Raw genomic sequence first — 17,498 nt, 5'->3', positions numbered from 1 at the left:
AGATATCCACTGTTCGGAGCGGAAGTACTGCAGACGGCGGATGACTGCCGCTTATGGCGCCTGGTACTCGAGGCGGCTGCCTTTGCGGCGACTCTATCCCGTCGACACTTCTACCCTAATATGCGTTGTATGTTTTATCTGTCGCAATAGCAAGGGAAAAGCCAAGTATGCCATAATATTGATGGATTCCTCGGATGATGAGGACACGGGAGCGGCTGTCAACGATTCGTCTCCCGGCGCATCACCGGATGCGGCCCTCACGTCAAACCTGGTTCCCGCTATTGGGACTTCAAAAACAACGCCGAAACCAACATGGGGCGCGTTGGACACTTGGTAAAGGGATTGCGGCATGTGGCGGAGATTGGCGTGAGGGCTTTGCGATTTGCGGCAGCGGCCCTTGCCCTTGTGGTTCTCGTGATGTTTTCGGCATTTGCGCCTGCGGCGGCGGCGGATGGTCCGTTGCTAGCCTATGGCGCGCGCATAGCCGGCGACGATGCCCGCACGCGCATCGTCATCGACATGGACCGAGAGCCGGTCTTCACGGTCCATTATCTCGACAATCCCGCCCGCGTGGTGGTCGATCTGCCGGCGACGGCATTCGGCTTTCCGGCCGCCGATCTCAAACCGACCGGTCTCTTCAAGGATATCCGCTACGGTACGATGGATGCAGACAGCGCCCGCATCGTGCTGACGGCAAAAAAGCCGGTGAAGCTGGTCATGGCCAAGGTGCAGGCCGATGAAGCAGGCAAGGGGCAGCGGCTCGTGCTCGATGCCGAGATGGTGCCGGCCGAACAATTTGCCGAACTGGTGAAGGAGCAGAGCTGGACGAGCGATGATACCACCAGGGATGTCGGTCCCGTCGAGCCGACGCAAAAGGCCGATCCGAATATCTTCCTCGTCGCCGTTGACGCCGGTCACGGCGGCATTGATGCGGGTGCGACCGGCACCGACGGCGTCACGCAGGAAAAGGACATCACGCTCGCCTTCGCGAAGATGTTTGCCGACAAGCTGAACGCCCAGCCCGGCATCAAGGCCTTCCTCACCCGTGACAAGGATCAATATTTATCGCTGTCGGAGCGCGTGACCATCGCGCGTCAGAATCGCGCCTCGCTGTTCATCTCGCTGCACGCCGATACGCTGAAGCAGAAGGATATTCGCGGCTCGACCGTCTATACGATCTCGGACAAGGCTTCGGACCGGCTTGCCGGCGAGGTCGCCGACCGTGAAAACAATTCCGATCGGATCGCCGGGACCGACGCTCAGGCGCAGCCGGCCGCCGTCAACGACATTTTGATGGACCTGACCCGCCGCGAGACGCAGGCCTTCTCCATTTCGCTGGCGCAGGATGTGCTGTCCTCGTTCAACGGCCAGATATCCATGATCAACAACCCGCACCGCCACGCCGGTTTCCAGGTCCTGACAGCGCCGGATGTGCCCTCGATCCTGCTGGAACTCGGCTTTCTCTCCAATAAGGAAGACGAGAAGCTGTTGCTCGATCAAGATTGGCGGCAAAAGGTCGCCGACAGGCTGACCGAGGCGGTGAAGAAGTATCGCGTGTCGATCATCGCGAACGGCGGCTAACGACGCCAAATGCTATGATCGGTCGTGGCTTCCATGTCACAGCTTTAAATATTAGAATTAAATGAAACTGGGAATACCGAGGCAAGCCCTATTTTGCTCACATTCCCGCCTTTACAGCGAACTATCATCCGCTCGCGAGTGAAGCACGGCTTTGTTTCATTGCCGTCTTGCATTAACACCGGGAGCATGCAAAACGCCCGTGGTTATGCGATGACCTCACGCACATGCCGCATGAAGAACAAGCACCGGTAGTATCATATGATCAGACTGATTGGATATTTCTTTGGGCTGGGCTGCCTCCTGTTTCTGGGTTTGGCGGCTGCGGCGGCCATCTATCTGAGCGTGGTCTCCAAGGAACTTCCCGACTATGAGGTGCTTGCGAAATATGCGCCGCCGGTGACGACGCGCATTCATGCCGGCAACGGCGCCTTGATGAAGGAATATTCGCGGGAGAACCGGCTTTTCGTGCCGATCCAGGCCATTCCAGATCGCGTCAAGGCAGCGTTCCTTTCCGCCGAAGACAAGAATTTCTACAACCATCCCGGCGTCGACGTCGGTGGCCTGGCACGCGCCATCGTGGTGAACCTGCAGAATATCGGTTCCGGCCGCCGCTTCGTCGGCGCATCGACCATCACGCAGCAGGTCGCCAAGAACTTCCTGCTTTCCGCCGATCAGACCTTCGACCGCAAGATCAAGGAAGCCATTCTCTCCTTCCGCATCGAACAGGCCTACAGCAAGGACAAGATCCTCGAACTCTACCTGAACGAGATCTATTTCGGCCTGAATTCCTACGGTATCGCCGGCGCCGCGCTCACCTATTTCGACAAATCGGTCAATGAGCTGACGATTGCCGAATCGGCCTATCTGGCTTCGCTTCCCAAGGGGCCGTCCAACTACAATCCGTTCCGCCGTGCCGAGGCAGCGCTGACGCGCCGCAATTGGGTGATCGACCGCATGGTGGAGAACGGCTATGTCATCCAGAGCGACGGCGAAGAGGCAAAGAAGCAGCCGCTCGGCGTCGTGCCGCCGAAGAGCGGTCCGTCACTCTTCGCCTCGGATTATTTCGCCGAAGAAGTCCGCCGCCAGCTGATCGACCAATACGGTGAAAAGACCCTTTATGAAGGTGGTCTTTCCGTCCGCACGTCGCTTGACCCGCAGATGCAGCTCGAAGCGCGCAAGGCCCTGCAGGACGGCCTGGTCGATTATGATGAGCGTCGCGGTTATCGTGGCCCGCTCAAGCAGATCGCGACTTCGCAGGATTGGGGTGCCGAGCTTGCCAAGGTTCCCGCGCTGAGCGACGTGCCGGAATGGCAGGTCGCCGTCGTCCTCTCCGCCTCCGATCAGGGTGTCGACATTGGATTGCAGCCGAGCGTCGATGCGTCAGGCAAGGTTTCGGCCGAGCGCAAGCGTGGTACGATCGCCGCTGTCGATATGCGCTGGGCCTACCGGTCGGCAGGCGGCAAGTCGGTGAAATCGCCGAGTGGTGTGCTGAGCGCTGGCGACGTGGTTTACGTGCAGAAGACCGGCAACGCCGATTCGAGCAGCTATCGCCTACGCCAGCCGCCGAAGGTGCAGGGCGGTCTGGTCGTCATGGATCCGCATACCGGCCGCGTGCTCGCCATGGTCGGCGGCTTCTCCTATGCACAGTCCGAATTCAACCGCGCGACCCAGGCCAAGCGTCAGCCGGGTTCGTCGTTCAAGCCCTTCGTCTACGCCGCCGCGATGGATAACGGCTATACGCCGGCCTCCGTCATTCTCGACGATCCGCTGCAGATCACGCTCAGCAACGGCGATGTGTGGAAGCCGACGAACTACGAAGGCGAGGGCGGCGGCGTGCACACGCTGCGCTTCGCCATCGAACACTCCCGCAACCTGATGACGGTCCGTCTCGCCTCGGACATGGGCATGCCGCTGGTGGCCGAATATGCCGAGCGCTTCGGCATCTACGACCATATGAACCCGGTTCTCGCCATGTCGCTGGGCGCAGGCGAAACGACAGTGCTGCGCATGGTTTCGGCCTATTCGGTCATGGCCAACGGCGGCAAGCAGATCAAGCCAACCTTGATCGACCGCATCCAGGACCGCTACGGCAAGACGATCTTCAGGCATGAGGAGCGCGTCTGCGACAACTGCAATGTGAATGCCTGGCAGAATCAGGACGAGCCGGTCATCGCCGATAATCGCGAGCAGGTGCTCGATCCGATGACGGCCTATCAGGTCACGTCGATGATGCAGGGCGTCATCATTCGCGGTACGGCCGCCGGCAAGATCAAGCTCAACACCGATGTCGCCGGCAAGACCGGCACCACCAACGATGAAAAGGATGCGTGGTTCGTCGGCTTCACGCCGAGCCTCGTCGCCGGCCTCTACGTCGGCTACGACACGCCGATCACGCTCGGCCGGGGCGGCACGGGTGGCGCGCTCGCCGCGCCGGTCTTCAACGAATTCATGCAGGCGGCGACGAAGGATCAACCACCGGAGAAGTTCCAGGTTCCGGCTGGCATGACAATGGTCGCAGTCAATCGTGCGACCGGCATGGCCGCGCAGCAGGGCGACCCGAATGCCATCATGGAAGCCTTCAAGCCCGGCACCGGCCCGGCAACGAGCCTCCAGGTCATTGGCGGCGGCGATGCTGCCGCGCAGGTGGCGCCGGAGGAAATTCTAAGGACTTCGCCGCAGGCGAACCAGGCGGTTACGTCCGGGGCGGGCGGTCTCTTCTGATCCCATCCTATTTGTCAGATCGCCATGCCGTGGGGGCTTTACAGCCGCGGCCTGTGTATTTATGTCACCAGCACTCTTTGAATTGGATGGCCGTTCGTCTCGAGCGGCGAAATGAAGAAGCAGGATCATGAGAGCCGAAATCGAGAAAATAGTCGATGAAACCAAGCAGGCCATCACCCTGCTGAGGAGGCATCTTTGACTGGGATCAGGCGGTAAGACGACTGGACTGGTTGAATAACAAGTCGGAGGATCCGACCCTCTGGAACGATGCTTCCGAAGCACAGAAACTGATGCGCGAGCGCCAGCAGCTCGACGACGGCATCAGCGGCGTGCGCGCCCTCGAACAGCAGCTTGCCGACAATATCGAGCTGATCGAGCTCGGCGAGGAAGAGGGCGATGCCGACGTCGTGCGTGACGCGGAAGAAACCCTGAAGGCCCTCAAGGCCGAAGCTGCCCGCCGGCAGGTGGAAGCCATGCTCTCGGGCGAGGCCGATTCCAACGATACCTATCTCGAAGTCCATTCCGGCGCCGGCGGCACCGAGAGCCAGGACTGGGCGAACATGCTGCTGCGCATGTATACCCGCTGGGCCGAGCGCCAGCGCTTCAAGGTGGAGCTGCTGGAAGTCCATGACGGTGAAGAAGCCGGCATCAAGTCCGCGACCCTGCTCGTCAAGGGACACAATGCCTATGGCTGGCTGAAGACCGAATCGGGCGTGCATCGCCTCGTTCGCATCTCGCCCTATGACAGCAATGCGCGTCGCCACACCTCGTTCTCATCGATCTGGGTCTACCCGGTCGTCGACGACTCGATCCAGATCGAGATCAACGAAAGCGATTGCCGTATCGACACCTATCGCTCGTCGGGCGCCGGCGGCCAGCACGTCAACACCACTGATTCGGCCGTGCGCATCACGCATATCCCGACCGGGATCGTCGTGCAGTGCCAGCAGGAACGCTCGCAGCACAAGAACCGCGCCAAGGCCTGGGATATGCTGCGCGCCCGCATGTACGAGGCGGAGTTGATGAAGCGGGAAGAAGCCGCCAACGCCGAAGCCGCTTCCAAGACGGATATCGGCTGGGGTCACCAGATCCGCTCCTATGTGCTGCAGCCCTACCAGCTGGTCAAGGATCTCCGCACCGGCGTTGCGAGCACGGCTCCCGGCGACGTGCTGGACGGTGATCTCAACGAATTCATGGAAGCCGCACTCGCGCATCGCATCAGCGGTGCTGCCGATGCGGTCGTCGACGACGTCGAGTAAGTTCGAACATATCAGCACCAATAAAAAAGCCCCGGAGACGGGGCTTTTTTATTGGCAGGTGCGCTGTTGAATCCAGCGTCAATCCGAAAACTGTTCCGCGAGAATCCGATCCGACCACGATCTGTCCGGATCGGAAAGAATGCGGGCCGTCGTATCTTCGCTTTGGCGGATCTGGATGCCGAGGACGGATTTGACCTCGGCATTGTCGGCGGCGGCGTTGACCGGCCGCTTGTCCGCTTCAAGCACGGTGATGTCGACCGTGACCTTGTTTGGCAGCAGCGCGCCGCGCCAGCGTCGGGGACGGAAGGCGCTGACCGGCGTCATGGCCAGCAGCGGCGCCTCCAGCGGCAGGATAGGGCCATGGGCGGAGAGATTATAGGCCGTGGAGCCCGCCGGCGTCGTTACCATCAGGCCATCGCAGATCAGCTCCGGCAGGCGGACCCGGCCGTCGATCTCGACCCTCAGCTTCGCCGTCTGATAGGATTGGCGAAACAGCGACACCTCGTTGATGGCGAGCGCGACACGGGAGCTGCCATCGGCATTGCGCGTGGTCATCTGCAGCGGATGGAATGCGTTTTCGACAGCCGCCTCGATGCGTTCGGCTAGGCAATCCGTTCGATAGTCATTCATCAGGAAGCCGATCGAACCGCGGTTCATACCATAGACGCACTTGCCGGAATTCATGGTGCTATGCAGCGTCTGCAGCATGAAGCCGTCGCCACCGAGTGCCACGACGACATCCGCACTCTCCTGCGGCGTCTGGCCGTAGAGGCGAATCAATTCTTGCTGCGCAGCCTGTGCCTCCGGCGCGGTGGAGGCGAGAAAGCAAACGGATTGAAGATTGCGTGACATGCAATGTCCTTTAAGTGGCCATACTAGGTAGTGTTATTCCTCTCCTGCGACAAGACGTTTCACTCGGACTGGTAAATCGCTGAAGCTGCGTATCGATCCCCAGCTTTAAGGTCGAACGAGTGATTTTCGCTTTACAGGATTTCAAAATCTGTTAGTTGGCATCCCCATATGCCCTTGTAGCTCAGTTGGTAGAGCACCTGATTTGTAATCAGGGGGTCGCGGGTTCGAACCCTGCCGGGGGCACCATAATCTTTTCAAGAACTTAATTCGTTATCTTAATTCATTGCTCTTAGAGTTGCGGGCGATGGGGTAACTCCTGGGGTAACGACGATCATGTTTTGATGCCGATTAAGCCGCTTTCAGGAAGCGCTTATCTCTTACAGAATCGCCGTCTAGGAGATCGAGCAAGGCAATTAGTTCGGTTCTCGATCTCGGCTCGGCGGAACCGATAGATCCCCGGATTACCCATTTGCCTTTGCTCGCGCCATCTTCTCCTTCCATCTAGCAAGAGATTCCGCTCTTGATAGGTTTGCTACTTCTTCCCCAACAAGCTTAGTGAACTCGTAGAGATCGTCTTCACAGCCCACATGGCATTTCAGACGGATCCAGGCACGGATTTCAATTTCGTCAGGATCATCTTTTTCAAGCACGGCCTCTTCGGCAGCGTCCACGACGGCCGCTTTGTAATTGCTCAGATAGTCCAGTAATACACTAACTTCATCACCAGCGGCATTGAGCTGATCATTCGAGTAAAACTTCGGCTGATTGATGATACCGCAGAGCGTTTCTGTGATGATCTCGACCGCATCGAAGAGTGCGTTAAGCTCTTTCATTTTCATCGCGCGCAGATTTGGTAGGTTGATGCGATGTGCATTATCGTCGCCAACAAGCTCATTCGCGCTAACCATGCGTGCAAAGTTAGCCGCGACCTTGACCTTGTCTTCCGCGACAGTGGTGTGGGAAGCATGTTCCGTGGTATTGCGAGCCTTAGCCATATCGAACTCTCCTATGTTCGTGGTGGTCAGGACCGGGCCAGAGCTCCAACTCTTGCCTAGTCCGCATATTTCGTATATGCTGTATATTGGTTATCGTCAATAAGGCATATGCGAAATATTCAAAATGGGTCGTCCTCCGGAATTTCCATTCAAGAAACTCGTCGGCTTTGATCAAGAGATGCTTGATGCGCTGGATGCGTACCGGGCGTCAGTGAAGCCGATCCCCAACCAATCAGAAGCGATCCGGTCTATTCTACGGGACTGGCTTGCGAGCAATGGATTCCTAAAGTCGTCGTAAAGGCTTGGCTTCCGGCGGCTGGATGATTTGAATCACTGCCCGTTATGGGACGCAGCGCTTGCATTTGTTAGATAGTCACGGCAATCTCCGCGCGCATGAGAGCGGGGGCAGTCATGACCTTCAAATTTATACCTAACCCGCAAGGGAATGGCATGACTGATGACGCATATATCGTCAGGGTGCTGGAGTTCCAAAAGCATCACGAGGAGATGGTCCAGCAAAAGCTTGCGTTCTCAGTGATAGGGCTTTTTGCCCTGTTTCTTTTGGTTGTCATTTTATCGAAATACAGGCAGATCGGTCGCGCTGCCTCAGAAGGATTTCTGAATTCGGCGGCCGCAATCATCCGAGCCAAGAGGAACGCGTCGCAAAAGCTCGATGCCGTGAAGGCGAAGATCAACGAGCGCGTTGACGATCCTTAAATTTGCGGGAGGTGACCTTCTGCTCCACCGGAAGGACGATCGGCGCGTCTGGGGCTATCTGAGGGCTGACGGTGAAGCCGTGACGACGTTCCTCAAGCTGACGTCGCCGGCGGAGGCGATCTGCCATGATGGCGGCCGATCTGACTTCATCTCGCGAGGCACCATATTTCCGGCGCACAGTCCCGATCTGGACGTCGGTGAGGAACCGAAACCGGCTGCGGGCCAATTCCTCAGCTATCGCTTGGATCATTAGCGCTTACCGGTGAGTGCCTGGATAATATCGAAATGCGACTGTCCGTATTGCTTCCGCCGCTGATCGTATTGGTGCTCCAGGCTCTTCGCCCATGAGGTGTTATGCAGCGCGTTCAGGATAAGCGTGTCGAGCGCCGGCCGCACGTAGCTGAGATTGATGTAAGGCGTGTTCTGCAAAATGATGTTCAGAAGATCGCCGGCCGTCGTCACCGGCTTTCCATTGAAAACTTGGTCACGGGCCTTGAGTGGCAGATTGATGATATCGGATAACGTGCCGATCGCCGGCCCGGAGAACGTCTCCAGCGCGCCGCAGTGGAAGGTCGGAAGCTTATTCATCGGCTGTCTCCAGATTTGCGCTTTGGATGAGGGCATCGAGATCGACAGGGCGCCAGTCCGGCCCTACGGGTGCCGTGGCTTCCGATTCGCAAAAAAAAGGCGACATGAGATCGAGCTGGGCGGTGAGGATCGCCTTTGCATCTTCCGGCACGTCGTCCATCCGCGGAGCCTCGCTAACCGTGTCGGTAATGCTGTGCATCGCCAGCAGGCTAGCCGACGGCACTGCGAAGACAACAGGCGGGTTCAATTGGCCCAGCAGGAAAACTGTCTCGCCGGCGGCGGTCGCGGTTTTGCCGAGGTAGAGTTTTATGACGCCGAGGCTACCGCTCGTCTCAAGCATCCCATTCAATTCCCGAAAAGGGCCACGCGCCTCTAGAACAACAGCAACGATTTGGCCTGGCCGAATTTCGGTTGCCGCATCGGCCTGCAGTGTCGCTCCCTCCGGTATTAGGTCGCCCATGCATCGGCCAACGGCGAAGATATCATAAGTGATTGCTGCTAGAGCTGCCATTATCTCATCTCCTGAATTTGATCGATCTGCGCCTGAAGTGATTTCAGCATTGCCACCATGTTGGCGATAACCTCTGCCGTGGAGGCCTGCATAGTCTGGTAGATCGGGTTTCCGTCATCGTCGACCGAGCCGGCTTCTCCGGTGACTGAGAGGGGTGATACAGCCTGGAATTCGTCGGCAACAAAGCCGGCCGTGGCAACACCGTTCATAGTGAACGTGCGGGGCTTCAGGGCATCGATGAAGGCGCTCGCCGCATCCGCATCGAGATCGGCGATATCTTCCTTGAGGCGGCGGTCGGACGTGGTGTTGTACGTGGTTGTCGTTGAGTTCACCCCGATCGAGCCTACGATGCTGGCGTTATAGCCGAACTTCGCCACCGACGTTCCGGTGGTCGTGCCGAGATGTAGACATTCGCTGGCAGCAACGAAGGCGCTGACCAGGCCCGCGGAATTCACGGTAACGCCGGCCGACTGCAGGAAAGCCGGATCGGCGGTATTGCCGCCTGTCCGGAACGCGGCGCCCGTCGTCACAGTGCCGATTCCCTTTGGCGTAAGCTTCAGATCGATATTGGTATCTGAACCCACTGCGCGGAGTTGTGGAGGAGAACTCGCCGCGGCCGGGATGGCATCGAGATTGTTGACCGAGATCCCGGCAACATTCGTTATCGAGAAGCCCTTGCCGGATGTAGTGCCAAACGTCTGACCACCGTCATTGAAGAACGTGTACGCGCAGTAGTTGGAGCGATCACCAAAATTCTGACCATAGTAGATCGGATAGCTGCTTGCATTCGTGACGGGGTTCACGCCCGCCGTGGTGAGATCGGCGGGGTTATCGATGAACGTATTGCCAGCGAACACCGTGCCCTGAACCGTCGACTGGTTATTCAGTGCCTTATACTGATGGTAGAAAACGTTTCCTGTGATCGTGTTACCGATCGGCGGCGAGAAGCCATCGTTGCCAGCATAAACGTTCACACAGATCGTCTGGTACGTACCGGCCGTATTGTCGGCGCAGTAGAAGTAGTTCCCGGTGACCTGATTGCCGTAGCCATTGAGGCGCACATACTGAGCGGACATCGACCCGGAGCCCAGGACATTCGAAGCCCAGAACATCAGGCAACCGGATATCGTGCCCATGGTCTCTTCATGGGTGGAACCCATGGCCGAGCCGAGATCGATGCCGACGTGGTAGAAATACAGATCGACATCCAGGCAGCATGTGTCGTTCGATGGCGAAATGACGGTGCTGTAGTCGATGCAGTTATAGCACTCGATATAATCGCCGCCGTAGACGCGATTGCTCTCGCTCTGCCCGGTGCCGTAGATTCCATACTTGCGGATGCAGGCCTGGCAGTTCTCGAAGACGACGTCCGTGCCGGCGTTCGAATAATAAGCGCAAGTTTCCGCCGGGAAGGGGGCGCCCGTCGCGAGTTCATTGTTGTCGCCCCAGGCAAGGCAATTCTTGAAGTGGATGCCGTCGCCGTTGGTGATTTTGAAGTCGTTCAGCCAGCCACCGACACCAGAGGCGAAATTCGTCCACCGACCATAGCCCATAGAGGAGATTGCCTCGACGGACCTCGTCACAACGCCATCGGTGACTGTAGTGGCAGTCGTGTTATTGTACGCAAAGCCAATCTTCGTGTTTACTTGATCGGTCAGGTTGACGAAATCCGCTATCTTCAGGGTGGCCCAGCGAAACGCCTGCGTCAGAGTGAAGCCATCGCAATTCGCATTGAGGAATCCGCTTCCAGATCCAACGCCTTCCATCTGGAAACTGTCGCTTGTGAAGGCCAGAAGTGAGGTTTTCTTATAGATCTTGCTGAGCTTCAACGTCGGCAGCACCATAAGGTTGGCGACGGCGGCGAAAACGAGAAGCGCCGTGGTGTCATTCGTGACCGCATCGCCGACGGCGCCAAACCATTCAGGGCGCAGAATGCCATTCGTCACTCGGACCCATGCGCCGGCAGTAGCGGCGATCGCATTGGCTTTGACAAACACGCCGCCGAGCGTATCGGTAGAGATCTGGGAAGAATAGTCCCCGGTTCTCCACACGAAGTTTCCCTCCATGGCGGATTGCTTGAGATAGGCACTTGTTGAAAGGGTCGTATCGAGAGCTTTAAGCGCCGTCAGGCTAGCAACGAAAGTAGCGGAAACAGCAGCTGCCGCAGCAGCAGAGGCGGCAGCAGCAGCCGCAGCAGCTTCAGCGGCCGCCTTTGCGGCCTCAGCGGCGGCCGAGTCCGTGAGGTGGATCAATTCGAATTGGATATCACTCGTACCGACCACAACGGGATCGGTCGTCACCAAGGCGTAAACCACATAGTCATCGAGGTCGCTGTTGACGACGAGTACCTGGGTCCCTGTCACCACGTCTCGCGTCTTGTTGAAATCCTTCGATCGACGCCATTGGCCGGTATCGGCGACATAGATTCCGTTTTCGTAGCCGACAGTTTGGTTCTTGACTAAGACGCGGTCGCCCGTCACGACAGCTATACCGTCGATCGTCTGCTCGCCATAGAGCGCGATATTCGCCGTGGTTGCCACACGACATGGCCCCTTTACCGCGACGCTTGAAGAGAGCCCGTCTGTGCGGTCGATCTGAATGGAGGTCATTGCGTCACTTTCCTGTGGCGATGAATTTGAGGATTCTGGATTGTGATCTTGTGGGAAGACGCTCGAACCAGCCGACAAAGATCCGCATGCCATCGTTTCCGATCCGAGCCTTCAGGTAGTTCATGCGCATCCAGATGATGTAGATGTTCTCCCGGGCCATGGAGCCCCATTCGGCAGCCAGGTTTCGGCCGACCTCGCCGCCGGCTGTGAACTTGGCAAAATCCTCATCCGATACGGGAGTGGAGAAAGTCGGCAGACCAATCACGATCTGTTCGTAAAGCCCGTAGCGAACGGGCTCCGGAAGATCATTGTCGAAACGGGCCATAAATGCCCGCTGATCGCGCTCGCTACCCAAATCGGCCATCATGCCGGCAACTGCACTCTGAACGCGCTGGATGTGCGTTTTGAATCCGCCCATGCGTTCCAGTCCATAGACGAATTTCTCGCCTTCTGATGTTGCAAGCATCTGAGAGCGGCTTTCTTCAACTGGCAGGGCCTCTATAGGCGCATCTGAAATGGAGCTGCCTACACCCACGCCGGCACGTAAATCATCCCCGGCCACTTGTAGGCTCTGATCTGAAATCACCAATTCGTTCGACATAGGTCATCTCCGTTGCAGAAAGGCCGCCTCCACCTGAGGCGAGTGGAGGCGGCCATGGCGATCAGGCTCGGCGAGGGTACATGTTTGTGAGCGCCCGCTCTGCCAAAGTGGCATTTGCGAAGGCTTGCGAGACGGCAACGCCGTCCCTGATACGCTCCACGCGGTATCCAACACCGGTCCAGACCACGCGGTAATTTTCATCGCTGAACAGCTTCTCGGTGCGCTGGCTGAGCGTCGTAAGTCTGGGTTTTGCTAGGGTGACGCCCATATGTCCGGCCTGCTCGACGTAGGCTTCCGCCATCCACGTCTCATCGAAGGACATCATGATCAGGCGATCGAGCTTGCGGACAGCAACAGAGGAGCTCTTCTGCACCTTCTCCCAGATTTCTGGTTCCTTCAGGTCGTCGGCGATCAATCCGGTCGGCAGGCGAACGAACAGTTCGCGGAAGATGAAACCGTCGTAATTCATCTTCACATTGGCCGGATTGATCCGGAGCAGCTTGCGCATTTCAGGGGAGGCGATATCGCTCATTGGGTGGTTTCCTTCGGATTGAGGATTCGGGCGATTTCGAAGCCGATCTTCTCGGCGTCTGAGTCGTGCCAGCTATCGATCAGCTTGGTACCGTCAGACAGGATCGGTCCGCGGGCATCTGGGATGGAGATCTTGCCAAGCGACTTGCCGCACACCGGCCCCAGGATGGCCGCCACGCGCAAACCGGCCCTGAGGCGCACCGCGTAGTCATCCAGCATCATCGGCGCATGATGACCCAATGCGAGGGCAATACGCGTCGTCTCCTTGCTGGTGGACAGCAGAACCTCGATGGCAGAAGCGAGCTTATAGGTGGCAAGCTCAGCCTCTATGATGGCCTTGGAGCGCCGATCGAGAGTTTCTTCCATCTGAGCCCGTAAAGCAGCCATACGGGCTTCCACAGCTGCCCTATGATCTTCACGGTGCCGGCGCTCTGCCTCCACCTCTGCAGCTTCGATAGCGTCTAGCTCTGCCTCCGCAAGGGTGATCATGCGATTGTCGAATGGTTTCCCGTCGAGCAACGCAACGCCGCGTTCGCGCCTCAGCCGTTCCAGCTTCACATGGGCTTCGTTCTTGCGAGTCGTCCAGTCTGGGATGTGGTCGGTGGCTATTTGAGCCTGCATGTAGCGTGCTTCCCGTTACCCGAAGGATACCCGCAGCAAATCACGTGCTCGGGAAAGCACCTTAACATACTGTTTTATAGCAATAAATATTATAGCTACCCGCTGATCATATATCAGGAGCTATCTTATTCTATCGGCCGGAAAGAAAATTCTTGATGATGTACGGTTTTGGCAGGTTGCGCCGTTCAACATTCTTCAACAGGTGGCGTCCTGGTCAGCATCGGTCAACAGGACTTACTATTGCCGACCGCTTTTTTGCGGCTTCGGAAAATTCATCGCGCGTTGAGACTTCGGAAAAGTCTTCATGCCGCTCCAAGCGGATCATTGCGGCCGGCTTCGCACGCGTAAGGGCTGCCGAAAACTCGATGTTGGCGCCCAAAGCGATTGTCATGAAGATCGGCCACGGACCCCCGGCCATCGGCAGAGGGCAGGTCGCTGCTTGGGAAAAGCACGTTGCTCATGCTGTACCTCGCGGATCATTGCCGCTGGCGATGCGCGCGAAGCATTGGCGGATCATCTCGTGCTGGACCGCCTGCCAGAAGGCGCCAAGTTGTTCGTCTCGCTCATGCGCAGGGATACCGATGCGATCGAGTTGCCGGACGATGGCTTCGGTCACCTGCAGGCGGTAATGATCAGCCTGGCGGTCGTCGGCTTCGTCAAGAATCTTTGCAGCGACGTCGCGGACATTGCCGACGTCGCGAGCAGCTGGAAAGGCAATCGTGGCAGCGGTCATGCGACGTTCCTCTTGAGCTGGATAGGATCGCCACCGCCTTTAGGGCGCGGAATATTGTAGATGGTTTCGATCGCCGCTTTCCGGATTAGAGCCGGCATGACATCGATCACATTCGATGGCTTGGCATCGGCCCACACGAACAACGAAAGCTGATCCGGATGGACTTTCCTCATACTACACCTCGAGCTTCGAACTTCCAGCTTTCGACATCGCAAGGATAAAGCATGCCTCGCATGTGGCGCTGCAATGCTTGTTCGATAAATTGGGCTGGAACGCCGACCCTTACCAAGAACGTCCGACCGTCCTCGAGGCTCTTCGGCGGATCGTAAGGAAACTCCTGATCGTCGTTTTCTTGCGCGTGCGTATACGTATCCTTTTTATCTTCAGAGCTAAGTGATCCTTTCCCTTGTCCTAGGTCTTTATCCTGTTCCTTTTCCTTATCCTTGCTTCGAAGGGGCTCCGAAGGGGCTTGGGTAGCCCCTAGCAAGGCTCTTTCAAATTCTTCAAGAATCGGCTGATCTTTAAGATGAAAAAGATCGCGGTAATGTCGGTAAAAGCTCAACGTAATCGGGCATATAGGCAAAGCTGCGAGCTGTTTCGCGACGCTTGAAACCTTGTTGTCCTTCGGGCTTAGGCGAGGTGCGACCTGCGTCGCCGCCATCTCGTGCACCCAGATGATTTCCGTCTCTTCATCGTAGGAGGCGATACCGGCTTCAATTACCCTTCGAAGCCCCTTCGAAGCCCCTTGGTAAGCCCCTTCCGATGAGCCCCAGATCTCGTGGGCGAGGTAGATCATCGGCAACGGATAAATGCCGATCATGGTCGAGTGCGGACCAGTCGTTAGATGGTAATGGACCGCTATGGCGTCGACATCACCTCGAAGTTTTTTCAGATCAGTTTGCCAGACCGATGGCGGTATGGTGGCGAAGTTCCTCAAGACATAGCCCTCCGGACAATCCGATACTTGTGCGACAACGCCGCGGCCTGGGTTGCCTCTAGGGCACCGAGATGGAACCGCTTGCGCAGCTCGGGGATGATCGGTTGCGGCGCTGGGTCTTGTTCGGAAAGCCACATGGCCGCCTTTACGACGGCCTCGCTATGCTGGTGATCGTGTCCTATCATGCCGACACCTTGGCGCGTTCGCGCTCCCAAGCCGTCAGATCTTCCTCCCTAAAGTACTTCCGTCGACCCACGACCATCGGCTTCGGAAAATTGAGCAGGGGATTTTGCTCCCAACGCCACATGGTCATTTCGCTGATTTGGTATCGTTCTTTGACCTGGGGACGGGTTAAGTAAGCCTGCATTAAAACCTCCATCAGTTCCATCAGTGATGGATATTGATAACATAGGAATATATCCGTTACAACAGAGACTGATGGAAGTTCCACATATTGCGGAACCGATGGAAGCCGTGCATAAGGCGCAAAAGGGGACTGCGATGGCGGACGAGCTGAAGACAATTAAATTCCAGATGATGCTGTCCGAAACAGAAGCCGGTCAGATAGACGACTGGGGTTTTGCCAGAAAGATAAGATCCAGAGCCGAGGCTATTCGTAGGTTGTGTCAGATCGGCATGAAGGCGAACGATGCCGTCGTGCCTTTGACTGAAGCTACGATCGAGGCGCTTGCGTCCGCTCGAGCCTTAAAAAACAACGCCGCGGCATCGCTTCAAGCGCTTCGGGAGACCAACCCTGATTTGTCAACGGAGTTAGAGAGGTCATTTGTCGAACTTCTTTCCACCGTCCTAAGCGTTGGCCAGGAAGTCGCCTTGTTTGTATCGAAGGTGGATAAATTGACAACGGCCGAGGATCTAATGGCGGTCTTGGAAGAGACGCAAAAGGCGATCAAGATCCAAGTCAAGCCTTCTTCAGCGGGATGATGTTCGTTCCTGATCTATCTTCCACGATGGTAGCGACAAGATTGGCCCATGCATTCAAAGCGCGCCGCTTCTCGTCGGCATACTCATATCGGTTGTAGACCTTCGCCACACCCTTGATGGTCCCGCTCTTGTGATTGAGCACGGCCTCGACTACGTGTACCGGGAAACCGAGCGACGCCATGCCTGAGGCCGCTGTGCGCCGCAGATCGTGAAAACGCCACGGCTGCAGTATGACGGCCTCCGCGTCTTCGCCGCGCTCCTTTGCCTCACTCTGGGCGATTGTGAGCATTTCGCGATCAAGCTGGAGCTTCGCCTTCGAGAAGCCTGAGATTGATGTCTCGCCGTTTGTCGTGAATAGGAACTTGCTGTTCTCGATCACCGGCATCTTCGAAATGATGGTCACGGCATCGTCGACGAGCGGCACCGTGTGGCCGTTCTTATTCTTTGCCCGCTCTTTCGGGATGATCCACTCGGACGGATTATCGTGAAGATGAAACTCCGAGCGATGGCCGGCAGAGACCTCTTCCCGTCGCTGCGCTGTCAGGATGAGCAGTTTCGTCATCGTGCCAAAGGGCCACCCAATCTTGTCCGCTGCCTTCCAGACGAGCCGCAATTCATTATTCGCTAGAACTCGATCCCGGCTCGTCTCGGCTGCCGGCGCCTTTACGTTCACTACGGGCGAAGTCTGCACGACGTCACGCTCTAAAGCCCAATTGAAGAACTTTCGAAGCAACGAAAGCACACGGTTCGCCATGACGGGTGCGCCGCGGTCGGCAATGTCATCGAGGAGGGAGATGACTTCACGCCTAGTAATGGTCTGGATCTGTCGCCCCTTCCATCGTGGCTTGATCTCGCTCTCGATGATGCGTTTGCTCTCCTTGGCCGAGCTATCCCGGTTCTTCGCTTCTACGTGCCGGGTAACGAAATCGTTGAGCACATTCTCAATGAGGTTCTGATCAGCCGTCCTGGCGTGCTTGGCAAACTTCTTCTCGCTGGCCGGGTCTCTGCCCTCGGAGACGGCCCTCAGCGCCGCGCCAGCGGCCTTGCGCGCCTCTGACAGCCCATAGGCAGGATAGGGGCCAATCGTGTGCTTCTTCGGCTTCCCATCGAAACGGTATCGCACCGCCCAGCTTATGGAAGGCGGCAGCTCTTTCCCGTCGCGAACCTTTTTAGGCTGCAGAATGAGGTAGAGACCAGGCATGCCGCCGTCCGGAATCTCCTTGCGGGATGCCTCTGGCTTGAGTGCTTCGATGGACTTAACAGTTAGGGCTTTCGCCATGATCTCGCCTCGGGTAACGCG

Annotated in this window: 19 protein-coding genes and 1 tRNA gene; 7 read left to right on the top strand and 13 right to left on the bottom strand. The window is 57.4% G+C overall.

Annotated elements, in window-relative coordinates:
• The first annotated feature begins 330 nt into the window (after positions 1–330).
• The 3 genes from HGP12_RS28910 (at position 331) to prfB (ending at position 5,561) form a co-directional block, all read left to right on the top strand.
• Positions 331–1,581, top strand: coding sequence for an N-acetylmuramoyl-L-alanine amidase (locus HGP12_RS28910; RefSeq protein ID WP_409526864.1), 1,251 nt, complete (start codon positions 331–333; stop codon positions 1,579–1,581).
• Positions 1,582–1,839: 258 nt separating this feature from the next.
• Positions 1,840–4,302 (top strand): penicillin-binding protein 1A, encoded by a 2,463-nt coding sequence (locus tag HGP12_RS28905; protein WP_168842724.1) that lies wholly within the window; start codon positions 1,840–1,842, stop codon positions 4,300–4,302.
• A gap of 127 nt (positions 4,303–4,429) precedes the next feature.
• Positions 4,430–5,561, top strand: a protein-coding gene (prfB, locus tag HGP12_RS28900; protein ID WP_168842725.1) for a peptide chain release factor 2 whose coding sequence is annotated in 2 segments (ribosomal slippage) — positions 4,430–4,498 and positions 4,500–5,561 — 1,131 coding nt in all. Because the reading frame shifts where the segments join, the coding sequence is not laid out codon by codon here.
• A gap of 78 nt (positions 5,562–5,639) precedes the next feature.
• Here prfB and HGP12_RS28895 read toward each other — a convergent pair.
• Positions 5,640–6,413, bottom strand: coding sequence for an NAD kinase (locus HGP12_RS28895; RefSeq protein WP_168842726.1), 774 nt, complete (start codon positions 6,411–6,413; stop codon positions 5,640–5,642).
• Positions 6,414–6,583: 170 nt separating this feature from the next.
• Between HGP12_RS28895 and HGP12_RS28890 the strand changes: the two genes are divergently transcribed.
• Positions 6,584–6,659, top strand: a tRNA-Thr gene (locus tag HGP12_RS28890).
• A gap of 215 nt (positions 6,660–6,874) precedes the next feature.
• Here HGP12_RS28890 and HGP12_RS28885 read toward each other — a convergent pair.
• Entirely contained in the window at positions 6,875–7,408 is a 534-nt protein-coding gene (locus HGP12_RS28885; protein ID WP_168879998.1) for a hypothetical protein, read from the bottom strand.
• A gap of 411 nt (positions 7,409–7,819) precedes the next feature.
• Here HGP12_RS28885 and HGP12_RS28880 point away from each other — a divergent pair, with 411 nt between their 5' ends.
• On the top strand, positions 7,820–8,125 hold the full coding sequence (locus tag HGP12_RS28880; RefSeq protein ID WP_168879997.1) for a hypothetical protein: 306 nt from the start codon (positions 7,820–7,822) through the stop codon (positions 8,123–8,125).
• Positions 8,112–8,378, top strand: a complete 267-nt coding sequence (locus HGP12_RS28875) for a hypothetical protein (protein ID WP_168879996.1) — start codon at positions 8,112–8,114, stop codon at positions 8,376–8,378. Before HGP12_RS28880 ends, HGP12_RS28875 begins: the two co-directional genes overlap by 14 nt.
• Here the strand turns inward: HGP12_RS28875 and HGP12_RS28870 are convergent.
• The 10 genes from HGP12_RS28870 to HGP12_RS28825 form a co-directional block, all read right to left on the bottom strand.
• Positions 8,375–8,713, bottom strand: a complete 339-nt coding sequence (locus HGP12_RS28870; RefSeq protein ID WP_168879995.1) for a hypothetical protein — start codon at positions 8,711–8,713, stop codon at positions 8,375–8,377. The two genes, HGP12_RS28875 and HGP12_RS28870, sit on opposite strands and share 4 nt — an antisense overlap.
• Entirely contained in the window at positions 8,706–9,224 is a 519-nt protein-coding gene (locus HGP12_RS28865) for a hypothetical protein (protein WP_168879994.1), read from the bottom strand. The genes HGP12_RS28870 and HGP12_RS28865 overlap by 8 nt, the downstream gene beginning before the upstream one ends.
• Positions 9,224–11,704 carry a tail fiber domain-containing protein gene (locus HGP12_RS34715; RefSeq protein WP_168879993.1) on the bottom strand — a complete coding sequence of 827 codons (2,481 nt, stop codon included), beginning with the start codon at positions 11,702–11,704 and terminating at the stop codon, positions 9,224–9,226. Before HGP12_RS34715 ends, HGP12_RS28865 begins: the two co-directional genes overlap by 1 nt.
• 133 nt (positions 11,705–11,837) lie before the next feature.
• Positions 11,838–12,434 carry a hypothetical protein gene (locus HGP12_RS28855; RefSeq protein ID WP_168879992.1) on the bottom strand — a complete coding sequence of 199 codons (597 nt, stop codon included), beginning with the start codon at positions 12,432–12,434 and terminating at the stop codon, positions 11,838–11,840.
• Positions 12,435–12,495: 61 nt separating this feature from the next.
• Complete coding sequence (locus HGP12_RS28850; protein WP_168879991.1) at positions 12,496–12,966, bottom strand: hypothetical protein; 471 nt, start codon at positions 12,964–12,966, stop codon at positions 12,496–12,498.
• Positions 12,963–13,586: a hypothetical protein gene (locus HGP12_RS28845; protein WP_168879990.1), complete on the bottom strand. Its 624-nt coding sequence runs from the start codon at positions 13,584–13,586 to the stop codon at positions 12,963–12,965. Before HGP12_RS28845 ends, HGP12_RS28850 begins: the two co-directional genes overlap by 4 nt.
• A 457-nt stretch (positions 13,587–14,043) precedes the next feature.
• Positions 14,044–14,319 carry a DUF6074 family protein gene (locus HGP12_RS28840; protein WP_168879989.1) on the bottom strand — a complete coding sequence of 92 codons (276 nt, stop codon included), beginning with the start codon at positions 14,317–14,319 and terminating at the stop codon, positions 14,044–14,046.
• On the bottom strand, positions 14,316–14,492 hold the full coding sequence (locus HGP12_RS28835; protein WP_168879988.1) for a hypothetical protein: 177 nt from the start codon (positions 14,490–14,492) through the stop codon (positions 14,316–14,318). The genes HGP12_RS28840 and HGP12_RS28835 overlap by 4 nt, the downstream gene beginning before the upstream one ends.
• On the bottom strand, positions 14,489–15,256 hold the full coding sequence (locus tag HGP12_RS28830) for a hypothetical protein (protein ID WP_168879987.1): 768 nt from the start codon (positions 15,254–15,256) through the stop codon (positions 14,489–14,491). Before HGP12_RS28830 ends, HGP12_RS28835 begins: the two co-directional genes overlap by 4 nt.
• A 181-nt stretch (positions 15,257–15,437) precedes the next feature.
• Positions 15,438–15,644, bottom strand: a complete 207-nt coding sequence (locus HGP12_RS28825) for a helix-turn-helix transcriptional regulator (protein WP_246703575.1) — start codon at positions 15,642–15,644, stop codon at positions 15,438–15,440.
• A gap of 50 nt (positions 15,645–15,694) precedes the next feature.
• Here HGP12_RS28825 and HGP12_RS28820 point away from each other — a divergent pair, with 50 nt between their 5' ends.
• Positions 15,695–16,198 carry a hypothetical protein gene (locus HGP12_RS28820; protein ID WP_168879986.1) on the top strand — a complete coding sequence of 168 codons (504 nt, stop codon included), beginning with the start codon at positions 15,695–15,697 and terminating at the stop codon, positions 16,196–16,198.
• Here the strand turns inward: HGP12_RS28820 and HGP12_RS28815 are convergent.
• Positions 16,176–17,477, bottom strand: coding sequence for a tyrosine-type recombinase/integrase (locus tag HGP12_RS28815; protein WP_168879985.1), 1,302 nt, complete (start codon positions 17,475–17,477; stop codon positions 16,176–16,178). The genes HGP12_RS28820 and HGP12_RS28815 overlap by 23 nt on opposite strands.
• Positions 17,478–17,498: the final 21 nt, after the last annotated feature.

The sequence above is a fragment of the Rhizobium sp. P28RR-XV genome (genome assembly GCF_012641385.1).
Lineage (GTDB): Bacteria > Pseudomonadota > Alphaproteobacteria > Rhizobiales > Rhizobiaceae > Rhizobium.
The sequence above is the reverse complement of the archived record's forward strand: the minus strand, read 5'-3'. Positions and strand labels throughout refer to the sequence as shown.